Here is a 17,044-nt window from a genome sequence, read left to right on the forward strand (position 1 = left end):
TATTTAAAATTAAGCTTTTTTATTAACTGTTATGATTTTGTAATCTTTAATTATTGCAATTACTTTAATTAAACTATATAATTAAAGTAATATTTAGGAGGATTATATGAAGTATAATAATTATAAAATAATTAAAGAAAAACTAATAAATGAAATAGATTCAAAAGCTATTTTACTTGAACACGAAAAAACTGGAGCAAGAGTTTTAAAAGTCGAAAATTCAGATAACAATAAGGCTTTTTGTATTTCTTTTAGAACTGTTCCAAACGATTCTACAGGTGTTGCACATATTATGGAACACTCTGTATTAAATGGATCTAGAAAATTCAAGGCAAAAGAGCCTTTTATGGAACTATATAAAACAAGTCTTCAAACTTTTTTAAATGCTATGACTTATCCAGATAAGACAATGTATCCTATAGCATCAAGAAATGAGAAAGATTTCTTTAACTTAATGGATGTTTATCTTGACGCTGTTTTTTATCCTGAAGTTAAAGACAATAAGCTTATCTTTATGCAGGAAGGTTGGCACTATGAGATAGATGAAAATGATGATCTTAGTGTTTCAGGAGTTGTCTTTAGTGAAATGAAGGGAGCAATGAGTGGTTCCGAGGATCAACTGGAAGATATTATATTTAGGAATCTTTATAAGGGCACAACTTATATGTATAACTCTGGAGGAGATCCTTACGAAATTCCAAATCTAACTTATGAGAATTTTAAAGCCTTCCATGATAGATTTTATAAGCCTTCAAATTCATATATATTTCTATATGGCGATGGAAATACAACTAAAGAATTAGAATTCCTAGATGGCTATTTAAAAGATTTTGAAAAAACTTGTCCAAATTCTGAAATAAAGCCTGTAGGTGATTTTAAAAGTCTTAAGATAGTAAATGAATTTTATTCGACAGATGATGACTTAACAGAAAAAGAAGATACTTTTTTAACTTATTCTATTATTGAAAAATGCGATAGAAGCCCATTAGATAGAATTATATCTAATATCCTATCTAGTGCAATAGTTGAATCAAATGCTTCTAAACTAAAAAGGAAACTTCTTGAAAATTCTTTCTGCAAGGATGTTTTTTCAGTTGGAACAGATGTTATTAGAGACTGTGTTTTTAATATCTCTATAAAGGGTGCAAATAAAGAAGATTTATATAAATTTAAGGAAATTGTAGAAGAAGGCCTTGAAGATATGGCCAAAAATGGAATTTCAAAAGATCTTTTACTTTCTCTTTTAAATGCTAAGGAATATAAGCTTAGAGAATTTGATAAGCATGCAGGTGTAGTTTTTGCCATAAATGCGATGAACTCTTGGGCTTATGAAAAGGACCCAATAGAAGCTTTATCCTTTGAAGAAGACTTAAAGTATTTAAGGGAAAATATCGATAAGGGAATTTTTGAAAAATATCTAGAGGAAAATATTTTAGGATCTAAAAACAAGTTACTTCTTTCAGCTTCACCAAAGCAAGGCCTTTATGAAGAGAAGGAAAAAGAACTTAGTAAAAAAATTAAAGATTTTAAAGATTCTTTATCTAAGGAAGAATTTGAAAAATTAAAGGAAGAAACTGCAGCTCTAAAGCTTATGCAGGAAAGTGAAGACACAAAAGAAAATAAGATGACTATACCAAAACTCAAACTTTCTGATGTTGAAAAGAAAGGTTTAAAATTGCCTTGTGAGATTTCTAGGGAAGATGGAAAAACATTCTTATATCACGATATTTTCACTGGAAAAATTTCCTACTATGATTTTTCATTTGACCTAGGTCATATTAGCTTCGATAAGTTAAATTATCTTTCTCTTTTAACTTCTATTTTGGGACAGATTGAAACTAAAAAATATAGTCTTGAAGAGTTAACTGAGGAAACATTTAAGGCAACCGGTTATATTTTATTTAATCCAATAACTTATGAGGACAGGCTTAAAGATGATGATTATAAGCTAAGGCTAAATATTTCATCTAAGGTGCTTGGAGATGATTTTGAAAAGGGACTAGATTTAATTTTAGAGATTGCAAAAAATTCAAATTTGGATGATGAAAAAAGGATTAAGGAAATTATTCAAATGCAAAAATCTAGGCTAGAGAGTATAATTGTTTCCAATGGAAACTCATTTATGACATCTAGGGCGATTAGTGAATTTTCAAAGACTTGTAGGATAGATGAAGAGCTTAGAGGAATAAATTATTTCTATTTTTTACAAGATCTTGAAAATAATTTTGACTTGAAAAAAGAAGAAATTATAGCAAATTTAAAAGAAGTTTATAAAAATTTATTTAATAAAAAAGACCTTGTAGTTAACTTTACTGGTTCTAAAAAAGAATTTGATAAGTTTAAGAAGCTAAGTAAAAAACTAGATATATTTGAAGAATTTGAAGAAGATAATTTAAGGGTGGAGTTTAGTAGTAGATCAAACGAAGCTTTCAATTCTTCTTCATCAGTAAATTATGTAGTAAAAGCTGCTCCAGTTAAAAAACTTGGCTATAAATATACAGGTAAATTTGAAGTTTTATCAAATCTGATTTCAAGAGAATTTTTATATAATGAGATAAGGGCTATTGGAGGTGCTTATGGTACAGGAATTTCAATAGGAGAAAAAAATTCCTTTTTATTCTCCTACAGGGATCCAAATTTAAGGAAAACTATTGAAACCTACGATAAGACTTATAAGTTCCTTGAAAATTTGGAGCTTGAAGATTATGAATTAGACTCATTAATTATTGGATCTATTTCAGCTTTTGATCCACTTCTTACAAAAGAACAAATTGGAAAACTTTCATTATCTATGTATTTAAATAATTATGATGAAAACCTAATGGATAAGTATCTAGAAGAAGCTATAAATACTACGGTCTATGATTTAAAATCATATAGTAAAATGCTTAAAGACATCTGTGAATACAATAGCTTAAAAGTTTTAGGTAAAAAATCTGATATAGAGGAAAACAAGGACCTCTTTGATGATATAAAAGATATAATTTTAAAAAAGGGGGATAGATGAGTTTAGAATTTGAAAATTATTTTAGCTCCCAAATTGTAAAAGCAGTAAAGGATATAGGGTTTGAAAGCCTATCAGAAGTTCAAAAAAATTCTATTCCTCCAATACTTGAGGGAAAAGACATTATATGTCAAGCAGAAACGGGATCAGGGAAAACAGCTGCTTTTTCCCTTCCTATTATTGAAAAAATTAAAGGCGAGGACTCTTTATCAGCTCTTATATTAACCCCAACAAGAGAACTAAATCTTCAGCTTTCAAATGAAATAAAGAAATTCATAAAGTATAGGAAGGATTTATCCGTTGTTTCTATTTATGGTGGGGATAGTATAAGGGGCCAACTAAAAGACTTAAGGAAAAAGCCAAGTATAGTTGTTGCAACGCCAGGAAGACTGATAGATTTTTTAAATAGAGGTAAGATAAACCTTTCATTTTTAAAATTTATAGTTTTAGATGAAGCTGATGAAATGTTTGATATGGGATTTAGGGAAGATATTGAAAATATTTTTTCTTACCTTAATGAAGATGTTCAAAAACTTTTCTTTTCAGCTACGATGCCAAAAGTAATATTAGACTTTATAAAAAAATATCTTAAGAATCCAGAGATAATTAAGTTAAGGAAGAAGACACTAACTTCTTCAAGCGTTGACGAAAACTATATGCAAATAGAAGAAATAGAAAAGAATGAAGTAATAAATAGGGTGCTTTATTTATATAGACCTAATAAGGCGATTATTTTTTCAAACACAAAGGAAAAAACTAGGCAAATTGCAGACTACTTAATAGAAAACTCCTACAAGGCTCTGGCTTTAAACGGGGATCTTAAGCAGGAAAATAGAAAAAAAGTTATGGATTCATTTAGATGCGGCTCTACAAATGTTCTTGTTGCAACAGATGTTGCTGCCAGAGGACTTGATATATCAGATGTAGACCTTGTAATAAATTATGATATTCCTCAAAGTCCAGAATATTATGTCCATAGAATTGGTAGGACTGGAAGATTTGGAAAAGAGGGAATGGCCATTTCTTTTGTAAGAAAAAGAGATTCTAGGGCTATTAGTAATATTAGAAACATTACTAAAAATGATATGAGACAGTTAGAAGTTCCAAGTAGAAATAAGTTAAAAGAAATACAGATTGAAAAGCTAACTGAACTTATCCATAAGACGCCTAAGGATGAACTTCAGAGTATAAACTATCTGTTGGAAAAATTTTCAGCGATTGAAATCGCTTCTGCACTTATTAGTCATTATATGAAAGATAGTGAGAAAAAATTTAAGAACTTAGAGTATGTTGATGATGGTAAGAAGAGAAGAAATAGAAAGAAAGAAATTAGAAAGTCTAAAGTTAGAATATTTGCTAATTTTGGCAAGAGAGACAATATTTCAAAAGCTGAAGTCCTTAAATTTTTAATAGAAAAAGGCAGGCTTCCAAAAGAAGCTTTTGGAACAATTGACCTACTTAGAAGTTTTAGTTTTATAGATGTTGACAAGGCTTACTCCAAAAAGCTAATAGAAAATGTTAATGGAAAGAAGCTCAAAAATAGACCAGTAAAACTAGAGATTTCTAGAAAATAAACATCTTATAAAGGGGTTAGATATGGAAGATGCGTTTATAAGGATTAGAAACTTAAAAAAAATATACAAGATGGGCGATGAATATATTCACGCCTTAGATGGAATAGATCTAGATATTAAAAAGGGTGATATAATTTGCCTTTTGGGAACATCTGGATCAGGCAAGTCTACTCTATTAAATGCAATAGCTGGGCTTGAAAAGCCAACTAAGGGAGAGATTAATATAGGGGGAGTAGAGCTTACCAAATTAAATGAGGAGCAGCTTACAATTTTCAGAAGGTTAAACATTGGATTTGTTTTTCAGTCATATAACCTTGTACCAACTCTTACAGCCCTGGAAAATGTTAGTCTGAGCCTTATGTTTAAGGGAGAGGATAAAAAAACAAGAGAGCAAAAAGCTATAAAAATCTTAAAAGCTGTTGGACTTGAACATAGGTTAAAACATAAGCCAAAAGAGATGTCAGGAGGCCAGCAGCAAAGAGTTTCTATAGCAAGAGCTTTTGTTGATAATCCTAAGATTATTTTTGCAGACGAACCGACTGGAAACTTAGATTCAAAGACCACAGAAGAAGTATTAAATCTTATTACAAAGATAGCAAAAGAGCATAATCAAACTATGATTATAGTATCGCATGACGAGGAAGTTACCAATTTTGCAGACAGAACTTACCACATGCAAGATGGTAAAATATATAAAATAAAAACAAATGAAAAAGGAGAAGAAACAAATGAAAAAGCTAACTAGTATATTTTTAGCACTTATTATTTTAATTACAAGTATTTCATTTTCAGATGCTTCCTGTAAAAAGCCTCTTGAAAATACAATTTTAGAGATTAAATACGCTCTTAATCCAGAAAATCCAAAGAATACTGATGATTTTTCTTTAGACTTTAAAGTAAAAAACATTAGTAAATTTGATATTAAGGCTGATTTTTCATTAAGAGAAATTGGAAAAGACAAGTCAAATAAGTATTTTACTTTAAAAGATATTTCAGGAAATGATGAAGTAAGAAAACTAGATCTAAAAAAATGTGACAGTACAGAATTTTCATATACACTTACACCAAATCTTTCTCTAGGAACTTTTGAATACCCAATTACACTAAGTATAAAGGTTGGAGAAAATGAATTTGTTGATAGACTTCTTATAAGCGTAACAAGAGACAATGTGGTTATAAAACCTCTTGACAGCGACTCGAAATACAAAGATGATGATGTACTTAAAGATGTTGTTAAACTAAAAGATGGAGTTGATCCAGCAGCTCAATTAACTAAGGATGATGTTGAAAAAGTAGATCATTCAACAGATAGTAAACCATCTGATAATGAAAAACCAAATGAAAACCCTAAACCAAGTGAAGAACCTAAGCCAAGTGAAAATCCTGGAGGAAATAATGGTGGTGGAGATCCTATTCCATATGATCCACCTGTAATAAGCGATGGAGGCTCAGTTGCTGAAGGTAAATCTCAAAGCAAAAACAAACCAAAACTTATAATCAGTAAATACGCTTTTTCTCCAAAAACCCCAATGGCTGGAGAAGAGTTTACAATGAACTTATCTTTCTACAATACAAATGCAGATAAGGCAGTTAGAAATATAAAGATTTTTTTAACATCATCAGATACTCCTCAGTCAGCGACTCCTGGAGAAAGTTCTTCATTAGGTTCATCTGTATTTACTCCAGTAGACTCTTCTAATACTTTCTATATTCCATATATAGCACCAGGCGGAATTGTAAATAAAGAAATTAAACTTTCATCAGCTAGAACTATTGCCGCAAAGAATTATGAAGTAAAAGCTAATTTTGAATATGAAGATAAGGATGGAAATGAATTTACAGCAGAGGAATTAATTGGAATTCCAATAATTCAAGAGTCTAAGCTAGATACTGGAGAGGTCAATATTCCAGGTCCAGGCATGGTTGGAGATCCAGTTGAAATTAATCTTGACTTTTATAACACAGGAAAGCAAACTTTATATAATCTAATGGTTAAGGCTGAAGGAGACTTTAGAGTTGAACCAACTCAATATTACGTAGGTAACTTCCAATCAGGCTCTTCAGATTCATTCTCATTTTCAGCAACTCCAGAAGAAGCTGGTCCAAAGAAAGGTAAAATTGTTTTTACCTATGAGGACTCAACTGGAGAAGAGAAAAAAGGTTGAAAAAGAATTTGAATTAATAGTAGATGAAGGTGGTATGACAGATCCTAATATGGGACCAGATGGAGAAATTATTGATCCTAATATGAATGTAAATCCAGATGAAGCTATGGGCATTAAAAAATTTATTCCTTATATTACTGCTGGAGTTTTGTTACTAGCTATTGCAATTTTCCTTATTTTAAAGAAAAGAAAAAATAAAAAATCTGCCAAGGAGCTTGAGATAGATGAAAATTAAAGACCTTTTTTCTTTAGCTCTAAGAAATCTTTGGAGGAGGAAAGTAAGGACAATCTTAACAATAATGGGGGTTGTAATAGGTTCAACTTCGATTATAATTATGTTATCTTTAGGAGAAGCTCAAAACAAACAAATCGATAAGATGATTAAGGAAAATGACCTTCTAAAATCTATAGAAGTTAGCCCGGAAAAATATTTTGACCCAAGATATGATACTGGCAGGGAACCAACAAGCGGAATAATAACTAGTAGTGTTATTAAAGCCATTAAAGATTTAGATCATGTAACGGGCGTTATTTATTCAGAGCAGCCAACTTTTCAAAGTGGCATAAAGTTTAAAAAGTATATGCTTGGAGGAGAAGTGCTTGGCCTTTCTAAAGAAACTTTCGATACAGTTGGAATAAACCTTGTAGAAGGGAGAATGCCTAATCCAGACTCAAAAGATTTAGAAATAATTGTAAATCAGGATAGTTTTATTCATATGCTCTACCAGCCAAATTCCCGTGATATTAACCAAGAAGTAAAATTAGATAAAATTTTGGGCTTAAAGGGACAGTTAACTCTTGGAGGAAATGGATATTTTGAAAATGAAAAAAATCCTCTTAGTGAAATGTATGATGATGGTGGTGAACAGCAAAAAAATAATAAAAAAGAAAAAGTAACTGTAAAGGTAGTCGGAACTTACTCTTCAAATAATTATAATAGGTATTCCTATTCTGTGCTTACTAGAGAGGAAACAGTATTAAAATTAAATGATAGAAATGATAAGCTAACCTTAAGTCCAAAGGAATATAACAAGAAAAGGAAATCTTCTAAAAGATATTATAATGACTTAACAGTAAAAGTTGATGATATGGCAAATATTGACTCAGTTACAAAACAAATAGAAGATATGTCTCTTATGGCTCACTCTAACAAGGAAATGATTGAAAATATGAAAAAGGCAAATGCCACAGGCCAGGCAATTCTTGCAGGTATTGGTTCGATTTCATTTATAGTTGCAGCTATAGGAATTACAAACACAATGGTTATGAGTATATACGAAAGAACAAAAGAAATTGGAGTTATGAAAGTTATTGGTGCTTCAATTAATGATATTAGGTGGCTATTTTTATTAGAGTCAGGAATGATTGGACTTATAGGAGGGATTATCGGAGTTCTTTTTAGCCTTGGTATTTCCATACTCTTAAATAGCGTCCTCGCCCCAGCCCTCATGAATGAATTCGGATTTGGTATGATGGATGGGGAAATTCCAGTTATATCAGAGGTTAGCCCTCAACTTATTATAATTGCTTTAGCTTTTTCATTTATCATAGGACTCGCAACTGGATATTTCCCAGCAAGAAGGGCAACTAAGCTTTCACCTATTGAAGCTTTGAGGACTGAATAATGAAAAAAATAGTATGTTTAGGAGACTCTTTAACATACGGATATATGCTTGAAAGAGGAGAGAGCTTTCCCTATATTTTAGGAGAGATCTCTTCTTATAAAGTTTTAAATAAAGGTATAAATGGAGATACAAGTCTTGGTATGTTAACTAGGCTTAAAAGTGATGTATTTGAAGAAAATCCAAATATATTGATACTTCTTGGAGGTGTTAACGACTTTTACGCAAATATTTCTACTGAAGAGGTATCAAATAATATAAAAACTATTATTGTCCATACTTTAGATAAAAAAATAAAGCCTATTATACTTATTAGTCCACCAGTTGAGGAATTAAGTCAAAATGAAATTATTATTAACTCAAAATTAGAAGGTCTTTATAAGGATCTTTTAGGATATAAGAAATTTTTCAACTTTACTCTTATAAGCTTATATGAGATTTTTAAAAAGAAAGAAGATATAGCTAAGTATTATTTAGATGGTCTTCATTTAAATAAAAAAGGAAATATGCTAATAGCTGAATCAATTTTAGAAAAATTGAGCCTAAAAAAGTAGATTTTTAATAAATAAAGTGAAAAAGCTTGAAAGCTTTATAAGAAACTTTTATAATAAAGATAGAACTTTAAAAAGTTTAAATTTTATTAATTTGTTTTAAAATATCTATAGGAGGGATTTTTAAATGAAAAAAGAAATTAATGCCGTAGGAATTGCTTGCCCACAACCTGTAATTCTTACTTACAAAAAAAGAATTTGACCAAATGGACAAGGGAATTGTAGAAATTTTAGCTGATAACAAAACCTGCGTTGAAAATTTAGAAAAGTTTGCTAATTCTCAAGGCTACACTTTCAAATATGAAGAAAAAGCTGAAGACAGATTTTTAGTAACAATTGAAAAAACTGAATCTTCTAAGAGCCAAGAAGAAAATAAAGAAGTTGTAAAATCAAATAATGATTTAGTTATTGCATTTTCTTCAAATAAGATGGGAAAAGGAGATGACGCTTTAGGAGAAATTCTTATAAAAAGTTTCATCTACACAGTAAAAGAAACTAGCCCTCTTCCAAAGGCTCTAGTATTTTTCAATAGTGGAGTTTTTCTAACTACAAGTGAAGGACAAATTCTAGATGATTTAAAAGATATGGCATCTAAGGGAGTTAAGATTATTAGCTGCGGTACTTGTCTAGATTTCTATAAGAGGAAAGAAATGCTTGGAGTTGGTGAAATTTCTAATATGTATGAAATTTATGAAACTATTAAAAATGCAGGGAACAATATAACTATTGGATAAGAAAATAATAATTACATTTGAGTCAGTAAACTATGCTATGAAGGCTGAAAAATTGCTAAAAGAAAAGGAAGTAGCGATGAGAACTATACCAACTCCTAGAAAAATATCTAATAGCTGCGGCCTTTGTATAGTGACTGATTTCGATAGGTTAGAAAAAATTAAAAATTTTATTGATGAGGGTCTAGTTGTAAAGGATCTTTATCTAAAAGAAAATGATGAATATAATTTAATTTAAGAGGATGAGGGATTTTTATGATAGAAAATATTAAAACTTTTTTAAGTATTTCAAAAGCCAATATTTTATTTAAGATTATTCTTAGCTTATTGATTTTTGTTATGGTAAAGATTATTATATCTATTATTAAAAAATCCCTCACTTTAAATATTTTAAAAAAAGTTCAGGATGATTCTAAAGTAGATACTATAAAAAATATTATTTTAAATATAATATATTTCGTTATCTATTTCTTAGCTGGTATTTTTATTTTAGATCTTTTTGGTGTAAATACTTCTTCTCTTATTGCAACTGCTGGAATTGGTGGAATTGCAATTGCATTTGGATCTCAACAACTAGTAAAAGATTTTATAATGGGTACTTTAATTATTTTAGAAGACCAATTTAGAGTTGGAGAATACATAAGCGTAGGTGGAGTTGATGGATATGTTATTGAAACTGGTCTTAGGGTTACAAAATTAAAAGATTTTTCAGGTAGGCTCCATATTATTCAAAATGGAGATATAAGGCTTGTTACTAATATGTCTAGGACTCCTCAAAGGGCAAAAGTTACAGTTCTTTTACCCCTAAATTCAGATTTAGAAAAGATAAATAAGGCTTTAAATGAGATTTTTAAGGAGTGCAATAATAAATTTAAACATATAACTGAAGCACCAAAAATTTATGGGATTACTAAATTAAATGATTTAACTTTTGAACTAACTATATATGTAAAAGCAAGTAATGAAGAGCATTTTGCAATTGAAACTTATGTTAGAAAAAGAATTTTGGAACAATTTCCAAAAGATGAAATTAATTTTTTAAGTGTTAAAGGAGTTATAAATGATGAAGTATAGGGTAGGCGATATAGTAACTCTAAAAAAAGGACATCCATGCGGCGAAAATATGTGGGAAATTTTAAGAACTGGTGCAGATATTAAGCTAAGATGCCTTGGGTGTGATAAGCTTGTGTGGTTAAAAAGAATTGATTTTAATAAGAGAATTAGAAAAATAAAAGATGTTAGTCAAGATAAATTTGTAAGCATTGTAAATTATGAGAGGGAGGAAGATATATGAAAGAAGAATATATAGAGGATTTAATTAGTATTGTAAAAGAAGATACAAATCCTGCACTTGGATGTACAGAACCTGTAGCGGTTGCTTTTACCGCCAGTACTTTAAGAAATTACAGTAAAGGTGAATTAAAAGAATTAAAAATAGAGGTCTGCAATAACATTTTCAAAAATGGTAAGAGTGTTATGATTCCGAAAACTGGTAAATCTGGACTTGATTTAGCAGGTATCTTAGGATTTTTAGGCGGAAATTCTGAAAAAGGATATATGACCCTTGAAGATGTAAAAAATTCAGATATAGAAAAAGCATTAATTTATATTGAAAATAATAAGGTTAAGCTATCACATATTGATACCGATGAGGATGTTTTTGTAAGAGTAAGTGCATTTGCTGATAATGAAGCTGTAGCTACTACAATAAGTTCTCACATTGGGCTAAAAACTATTTATGTTGATGGGGATTTGGTTTACGAAAGTAAGGGAAAGGACCATAAAAAAGTTGATAGAAGTTTTCTTAAAGAATTAAGCTTTAAAGAAATTAAAGATTTAGCAGATACTATAAGCCTAGATAGAATTATGTTTATTGAAGATGGAATTAAAATGAATGAATATGCTTCAGAGGAAGGCTTAAAATCAAAAGATGGACTAAGTATAGGAAAAACTTTAAAGAATTTGATGGAAGAGGGCTCTTTAAAGATGGATTCTTCTTCTAAAGCTAGACTTTTAACAGCTGCTGCTGCAGATATGAGGATGGGAGGAGGAACCTGCCCAATTATGACTTCTGGAGGATCAGGCAATCAAGGTCTTGGTGTTATTATTCCTATAAAAGTTGTTTATGATACGGAAAATTTAGAAAGAGAAAAACTAATTAGATCTGTTTTCTTTGCTCATCTAATTAATGTTTATGTAAAAGCATATTCTGGAAAACTTTCTGGTATGTGCGGATGTGCAATTGGAGCAGGAATTGGATCTAGTGCTGGAATTACTTATATGCTTGGTGGAAATCTAGAAGAAATTGAAGGCTCTGCTAGTAATATGTTTGCTAACTTAGCTGGTATGCTATGTGATGGGGCAAAGGATACTTGTTCACTTAAGCTTTCAACATCAGCTGGAGAAGCAGTTATTTCATCTTACTTAGCTTTGGAGGGAGTAATAGTAAAACCTAATGTGGGTATTATTGGGGATTCAATTGAAAAAACGATTCAAAATATTGGAGACCTTTCAAAGAAAGCTTTTAAGGGCGTTGATTCTTTTATGCTTGAAATTATTGATAAATAATGCAAAGATATAATACTTTCGATGACTATTATAAGTCCAAATTCAAAACCAAGGTATATAGGTTATCTATAGATCTTGGTTTTACTTGTCCAAATAGGGATGGAAAAATATCTTTTGGGGGATGTAATTTTTGCAGCGAAAAGAGAATTAATTCAAAACTAATTACAAATAAAGAAACTATTTTATCACTTATAAAAAAAGAAGATGAAAAAATTACTAGAGACCATAAATCTCTTATTTATCTATCTTCTTTTACAAACACTTATGCAAGAGTTGAAGATTTAGAAAAAATTTATAAGACTTGTTTAGAGTATGAAAATTCAGTAGGTTTAATAATAGCAACTAGAGCAGATTGCCTGTCAGATGATATTTTAGAATTACTTTCATATATTTCAAAAAATACTTATTTAATAGTTGAAATTGGCATGCAAACAGTTAATGAGAATAGCATAAGAATGATGAATAGAGGATATACTCATTCTTATCTTAAAAAAACATTAGAAAAGCTTGATTCTCTTAATATTAAATATATTCTTCATACTATTATTGGTCTTGAAGGAGAGAAAAATGAAGATTATTTAAATTCTATTAAATATATAAATTCAACTAAGGCCATAGGAATAAAGTTTCATAATCTATATATAGAATATGGATCTAATCTTTTAAAAAAGCCATTTGAGGATTTCATATTAGAAAAAGACGAATATGTAAAAATAGTTTCAAATTTGATTGGATACTTAAAAGAAGATATAATTATACATAGGTTATGCTCTGGACCAAATAGAGATAAGCTTATATATCCAAAATGGGCAGGCGATAAGGCAAGAGTAATTTCTAGCATACAAAAATATTTAAAAGATAATGATATATATCAAGGTAAATTTTATAAAGGAGATGATAAAGATGAAGAAAAAATTTAAAATAATTAGCTTTTTACTTATTTTTCTATTAACCTTTTTCGAAAGCAAGCGATTTTCAAATAAATAGAATTTCAGGGGAGAGTAGGTATGAAACCTCAAAAGAAGTTTCTAAAAATGCCTTTAAAAGTTCAAAATACGTGATTTTAGCAAGTGGAGAAAATTTTCCAGATGCCTTAAGTGCTACCCCTCTTGCACATAGCCTTAACTGTCCAATTCTATTAACTCCTAGCACTAAACTACCTAAAAGTATTCTAAAAGAAATTTTGGATTTGGAGGCAAAGGAAGTAATCATAGTTGGGTCTTTTTCTTCTATTTCAGAAGATATTGAAAAAGAAATTAAAGATCTTGTTAAGGTAAGGAGAATTGGCGCTGAAAATAGATATGAAACTGCGGCCCTTATAGCAAAAGAGGTATTAAATATAAATGGATCTTCAAAAATTGCTATTGCCAGCGGAGAAAATTTTCCAGATGCCCTATCTTCATCTGCTATTCTATTGAAAGAAAAAGCTCCAATTATTTTAACGCCAAGGGATAAGCTCCCAAGAGCATCAAAAGAAGTTCTTGAAACAATGAAATTTGAAAAAACATATATTTTTGGTGGACTTGAGATGGTTTCTAAGGAAATTGAAAATGAATTAGATAATCCAATTAGAATTAGCGGAACAGATAGATTTGATTCAAGTGTATCTTTTGCTAAACAAGCATTTGAAAATCCTGAGAATATTATTATAGTTAATGGAAGTGGATTTGCAGATGCACTTGCTGCAGGAAGTTTAGTTCCTAAGTTAAAGGCTCCTATTATTCTTTCTGAAAAGGATTCAATTCCAGAAAAAGTTAGAAAATATCTTTTTGAAATAAATCCTAAGAAAATTTATTTTGTGGGAGGAGATAATTCTGTTTCCTCAAAAGTTGCGGGAAACATTTTAAGTATTCTGGAAGAAAAAAATAAGAAGCCTGATGTTACTTTCTCTTTAGGATATAATGACGAAAAAAGTAAGGAAATGCTAGAAATAATTAATAAAGTTAGAAAAGAAGCTGGACTCTACGAGTTGAAATATAGCAAGGAGCTTGAAAAAGCTGCAAAGATAAGAGCGAAAGAGATTTCTGTTTCTCTTTCACACACAAGGCCAGATGGAAGCCTTTGGAATACTGTTAATCCAAATGTTTCAGGAGAAAATTTAATTCAGCTAAATGCTTCCCCAGAAGAAGTTATTAAAATTCAGCTTGGAATTGAAGGACAATCTAAAAATATAAAAAAAGTTTGGGAGTACCATAAGAGTATTGGAGTTGCCTGTTTTGTTGATAACGATGGCAAGGCTTTTTGGGTTCAGGTTTATGGAGTTTAAAATTTAAAATCATTAAATTATTATTTAAAACCAGGGATAAGTTTTATCTCTGGTTTTTAAAATATTATAAAAGGATGAATTTAATTTTTTAAAATTGAGTTTTAAAAATACTATTCTAAACGATTATTAACTAAATATATAATTAGGAAAAAGCATATAATTTAGAATAAAAATTCAAATATAGACAATTACTTTTAAATAAAATATTTAAATTACTTAAAAGCTTTAATAGATTTAATTATATCTTATGCCCTTATAAACAAATAAGCTAGATAAGAATAAAAATATAGCTTTTTTGAATACGATTTCATTTTTATTAAATTCTCAATTATGGTATAATTTATGTTTGTGCTCTATATATGTTGATATTCCAACGTTTTGTATTGTAAAAATAGCAAACGGCAGAAAAACGTCAGAAAATATTCTACTGCCTATGAGGGCTCATGGGAGACTATCCCATGATTTCCCTTATAGATTCAATTCTCTGTTCGTCTCTTTGCGAGTAAGTTTTCATTACTAATTCAACTGTATCTCCCAAAAGCTCGGCGACTGTTTTAAAATCTACGCCGTTAGATATTAAATGAGTAGCAAAAGAGTGTCTAAAGCAGTGTGCAGTAAAACTCTCATAACCTATTCTTTTAGTAACTTTCCTTAACTGGTGCTTGTAGCTATCATACTTCATAGTGAATATTCTACCTCTGTAGTCCAGAGGTTTTGATTTGATATAATGTTGTATCTTATCGTACAGATGTGTTGTGATTGGCACTGTATGCGGTTTTTTGTTTTTTAGTTCTGAAAAATCTCTAAGACCACAGTTGAATTGCTTGTTAATGTTAATCTCATAAGGCTTAATATCGCTTATAGTTAGTCCTAAAAGTTCGCCTGCTCTAACTCCTGTGTTGATATTGACTTCGGTCATTAATTGAAGTTCTTTATTGTTTTCAAGTGTAGGGTACAGTAGATTATAATAATCATCTAAGGTCATTATCTCTTTTTCTTTTTGTACTTTATAAGAAACTTTTTGTTTTCTCATGGGATTTAAGCTTATGATTTCAAGCTCTTCAATAAAGAAGTTGAAGAGTGCCTGCACACATCTTTGAAAATTATATCTTGCACCTGGTTTTATATCGTCTCTTAGTATAAAGTTAAAATCTATTGGTTTGAAGGTCACTACTTTTTTATCAAGCAAGTGCTCTAAGCGTTTAAAGACACACTTATATTGCTCTTTAGTTCCATAGGAATATTTGTCTTTTCTTGCCTCAAAAAAGATATCTATACCTTCTTTTAAAGTAATGTTTGAATACTCATTTGTTGGGTCGGTCATGGACTCAAGCTCTCTCATGGCTGTGATTATCCAACTTCTAGCTTGGTTCATGTTTGTAAAGCCTTGTTTTGACTTTTGTCTCCAGTTTTTTTTGTCTTCTGGCCTGTAAGGTAGTATGGCCTGAATTGTATTGTTTCTTTCTCTATAAATTGGTTCACCAAATAACATATTTGTCTCCTTTCGGGTTTGTATGTTATAAGGTAAATGATATTTTGGTGGGGTTATTTAATTAGATCTAAAAATTCATCTTCTGTGAGAATTTTTATATTGTTTTCTCTACTACTGTAATCTATACCTTTTTTATGGTTTTGAGTAGTATCTACATAATCACCAACTATAAGATAATCAGTATTTAAAGTCGTTCTTTCTTGCAGATTTCCTTCACAATTTAATATCTCTTTGTATAGATTTGAGATATCAAGTTTTTTGAAAATTCCACTAAAGCAAAAATTTTTATCATTAAACAGGTCGTAATTATTTGTTTTAGTTTCTATTGGTTTATAATTTTCTTTTAACCACTTAATATAAGTGGTATTTCTTTTTGGCTTAATTCTTGGGTCAGTGGTTAAACAAGTTATATAATTCACTTCTAGCTTTGGGTTGTTTGTTATCAAATATTTATAATATTCTAAGGTGGTTTTACAATCATCTAAAGCCCTGTGAGACTTTGTCTCAATTTTAAGGTCTTTTTTAATGTTTTCTAGTTTAAATGAAGACCTATGATCATAGTTTCTTGCAAATTGTAAGACATCGAAGATTTGATTTTTTAGGTCCTTAGATAAATAAGAATTTACAAATTCTATATCAAAAGGTGCATTGTACGCAGTGACCGTGTCGTCTCCAATAAATTTTAATATTTCAGGGATATATCCACTAAAATATTCATAATCTTTTACGTCTTCGTCTTTAATCCCGTGAATGTGTGAGTTTTCTATTGGCTCTACAGGGTTGCATAGTGTGGAAAATTCGTCCACAATCTCTAAGTCTCTTACCTTAATTGCTGCAAATTCTATGATTTCACTTGTAAAAGCTCTTAGTCCAGTGGTTTCAACGTCAATTATTGTAAAATCTTTTGGATAGGTTGTTACTTTAGGTTTTATTTTTTTATTTTGCTTGTAGTAAATAACTGCTAAAATTATAAATATTAAAAAGATACCTGTACCAAAATCTTCATTAAAATTAAAAAGTATCAAAGATAGGACGAAACTTATAATTAAATATAATTTTTTTATTTTCATG

Annotated in this window: 16 protein-coding genes; 14 read left to right on the forward strand and 2 right to left on the reverse strand. The window is 29.9% G+C overall.

Annotation, left to right across the window (positions count from 1 at the left end; genetic code table 11):
- The first annotated feature begins 106 nt into the window (after positions 1–106).
- The 14 genes from VLK81_RS02095 to VLK81_RS02160 all read left to right on the forward strand — a co-directional run bounded on the left by VLK81_RS02095 (position 107) and on the right by VLK81_RS02160 (position 14,481).
- Positions 107–3,007, forward strand: coding sequence for an insulinase family protein (locus VLK81_RS02095; protein WP_324618858.1), 2,901 nt, complete (start codon positions 107–109; stop codon positions 3,005–3,007).
- Complete coding sequence (locus VLK81_RS02100) at positions 3,004–4,578, forward strand: DEAD/DEAH box helicase (protein ID WP_324618859.1); 1,575 nt, start codon at positions 3,004–3,006, stop codon at positions 4,576–4,578. The genes VLK81_RS02095 and VLK81_RS02100 overlap by 4 nt, the downstream gene beginning before the upstream one ends.
- Before the next feature lie 22 nt (positions 4,579–4,600).
- Entirely contained in the window at positions 4,601–5,323 is a 723-nt protein-coding gene (locus VLK81_RS02105; RefSeq protein ID WP_324618860.1) for an ABC transporter ATP-binding protein, read from the forward strand.
- Positions 5,307–6,743, forward strand: coding sequence for a COG1361 family protein (locus VLK81_RS02110; protein WP_324618861.1), 1,437 nt, complete (start codon positions 5,307–5,309; stop codon positions 6,741–6,743). The genes VLK81_RS02105 and VLK81_RS02110 overlap by 17 nt, the downstream gene beginning before the upstream one ends.
- On the forward strand, positions 6,709–6,978 hold the full coding sequence (locus VLK81_RS02115; protein WP_324618863.1) for an LPXTG cell wall anchor domain-containing protein: 270 nt from the start codon (positions 6,709–6,711) through the stop codon (positions 6,976–6,978). The genes VLK81_RS02110 and VLK81_RS02115 overlap by 35 nt, the downstream gene beginning before the upstream one ends.
- The gene (locus VLK81_RS02120) at positions 6,968–8,368 is read left to right on the forward strand and encodes an ABC transporter permease (RefSeq protein WP_324618864.1); all 1,401 of its coding nucleotides are present in this window, start codon (positions 6,968–6,970) and stop codon (positions 8,366–8,368) included. Before VLK81_RS02115 ends, VLK81_RS02120 begins: the two co-directional genes overlap by 11 nt.
- Positions 8,368–8,919 carry a GDSL-type esterase/lipase family protein gene (locus tag VLK81_RS02125; protein ID WP_324618865.1) on the forward strand — a complete coding sequence of 184 codons (552 nt, stop codon included), beginning with the start codon at positions 8,368–8,370 and terminating at the stop codon, positions 8,917–8,919. Before VLK81_RS02120 ends, VLK81_RS02125 begins: the two co-directional genes overlap by 1 nt.
- Before the next feature lie 203 nt (positions 8,920–9,122).
- A complete protein-coding gene (yedF, locus tag VLK81_RS02130; RefSeq protein WP_324618866.1) occupies positions 9,123–9,650 on the forward strand; it encodes a sulfurtransferase-like selenium metabolism protein YedF in 528 nt (175 codons plus the stop codon).
- Positions 9,643–9,885 (forward strand): DUF3343 domain-containing protein, encoded by a 243-nt coding sequence (locus VLK81_RS02135; RefSeq protein ID WP_324618867.1) that lies wholly within the window; start codon positions 9,643–9,645, stop codon positions 9,883–9,885. The genes yedF and VLK81_RS02135 overlap by 8 nt, the downstream gene beginning before the upstream one ends.
- Positions 9,886–9,902: 17 nt before the next feature.
- Positions 9,903–10,721 (forward strand): mechanosensitive ion channel family protein, encoded by an 819-nt coding sequence (locus VLK81_RS02140; RefSeq protein WP_324618868.1) that lies wholly within the window; start codon positions 9,903–9,905, stop codon positions 10,719–10,721.
- On the forward strand, positions 10,708–10,941 hold the full coding sequence (locus VLK81_RS02145; protein ID WP_324618869.1) for a DUF951 domain-containing protein: 234 nt from the start codon (positions 10,708–10,710) through the stop codon (positions 10,939–10,941). The genes VLK81_RS02140 and VLK81_RS02145 overlap by 14 nt, the downstream gene beginning before the upstream one ends.
- Positions 10,938–12,215, forward strand: a complete 1,278-nt coding sequence (locus VLK81_RS02150) for an L-cysteine desulfidase family protein (RefSeq protein WP_324618870.1) — start codon at positions 10,938–10,940, stop codon at positions 12,213–12,215. The genes VLK81_RS02145 and VLK81_RS02150 overlap by 4 nt, the downstream gene beginning before the upstream one ends.
- Positions 12,215–13,135, forward strand: a complete 921-nt coding sequence (locus tag VLK81_RS02155; protein WP_324618871.1) for a TIGR01212 family radical SAM protein — start codon at positions 12,215–12,217, stop codon at positions 13,133–13,135. Before VLK81_RS02150 ends, VLK81_RS02155 begins: the two co-directional genes overlap by 1 nt.
- Before the next feature lie 68 nt (positions 13,136–13,203).
- The gene (locus tag VLK81_RS02160; RefSeq protein ID WP_324618910.1) at positions 13,204–14,481 is read left to right on the forward strand and encodes a cell wall-binding repeat-containing protein; all 1,278 of its coding nucleotides are present in this window, start codon (positions 13,204–13,206) and stop codon (positions 14,479–14,481) included.
- Between the two features lie 451 nt (positions 14,482–14,932).
- On the opposite strand, the gene VLK81_RS02165 is transcribed toward VLK81_RS02160, so the two are convergent.
- Together VLK81_RS02165 and VLK81_RS02170 are read right to left on the reverse strand one after the other, a co-directional pair.
- Positions 14,933–15,973 carry a tyrosine-type recombinase/integrase gene (locus VLK81_RS02165; protein ID WP_324618872.1) on the reverse strand — a complete coding sequence of 347 codons (1,041 nt, stop codon included), beginning with the start codon at positions 15,971–15,973 and terminating at the stop codon, positions 14,933–14,935.
- A gap of 53 nt (positions 15,974–16,026) precedes the next feature.
- Positions 16,027–17,043 carry an exonuclease domain-containing protein gene (locus VLK81_RS02170; RefSeq protein ID WP_324618873.1) on the reverse strand — a complete coding sequence of 339 codons (1,017 nt, stop codon included), beginning with the start codon at positions 17,041–17,043 and terminating at the stop codon, positions 16,027–16,029.
- Position 17,044 lies beyond the last annotated feature (1 nt).

The organism is Citroniella saccharovorans (genome assembly GCF_035481615.1).
GTDB classification, from domain to species: domain Bacteria; phylum Bacillota; class Clostridia; order Tissierellales; family Peptoniphilaceae; genus Citroniella; species Citroniella saccharovorans.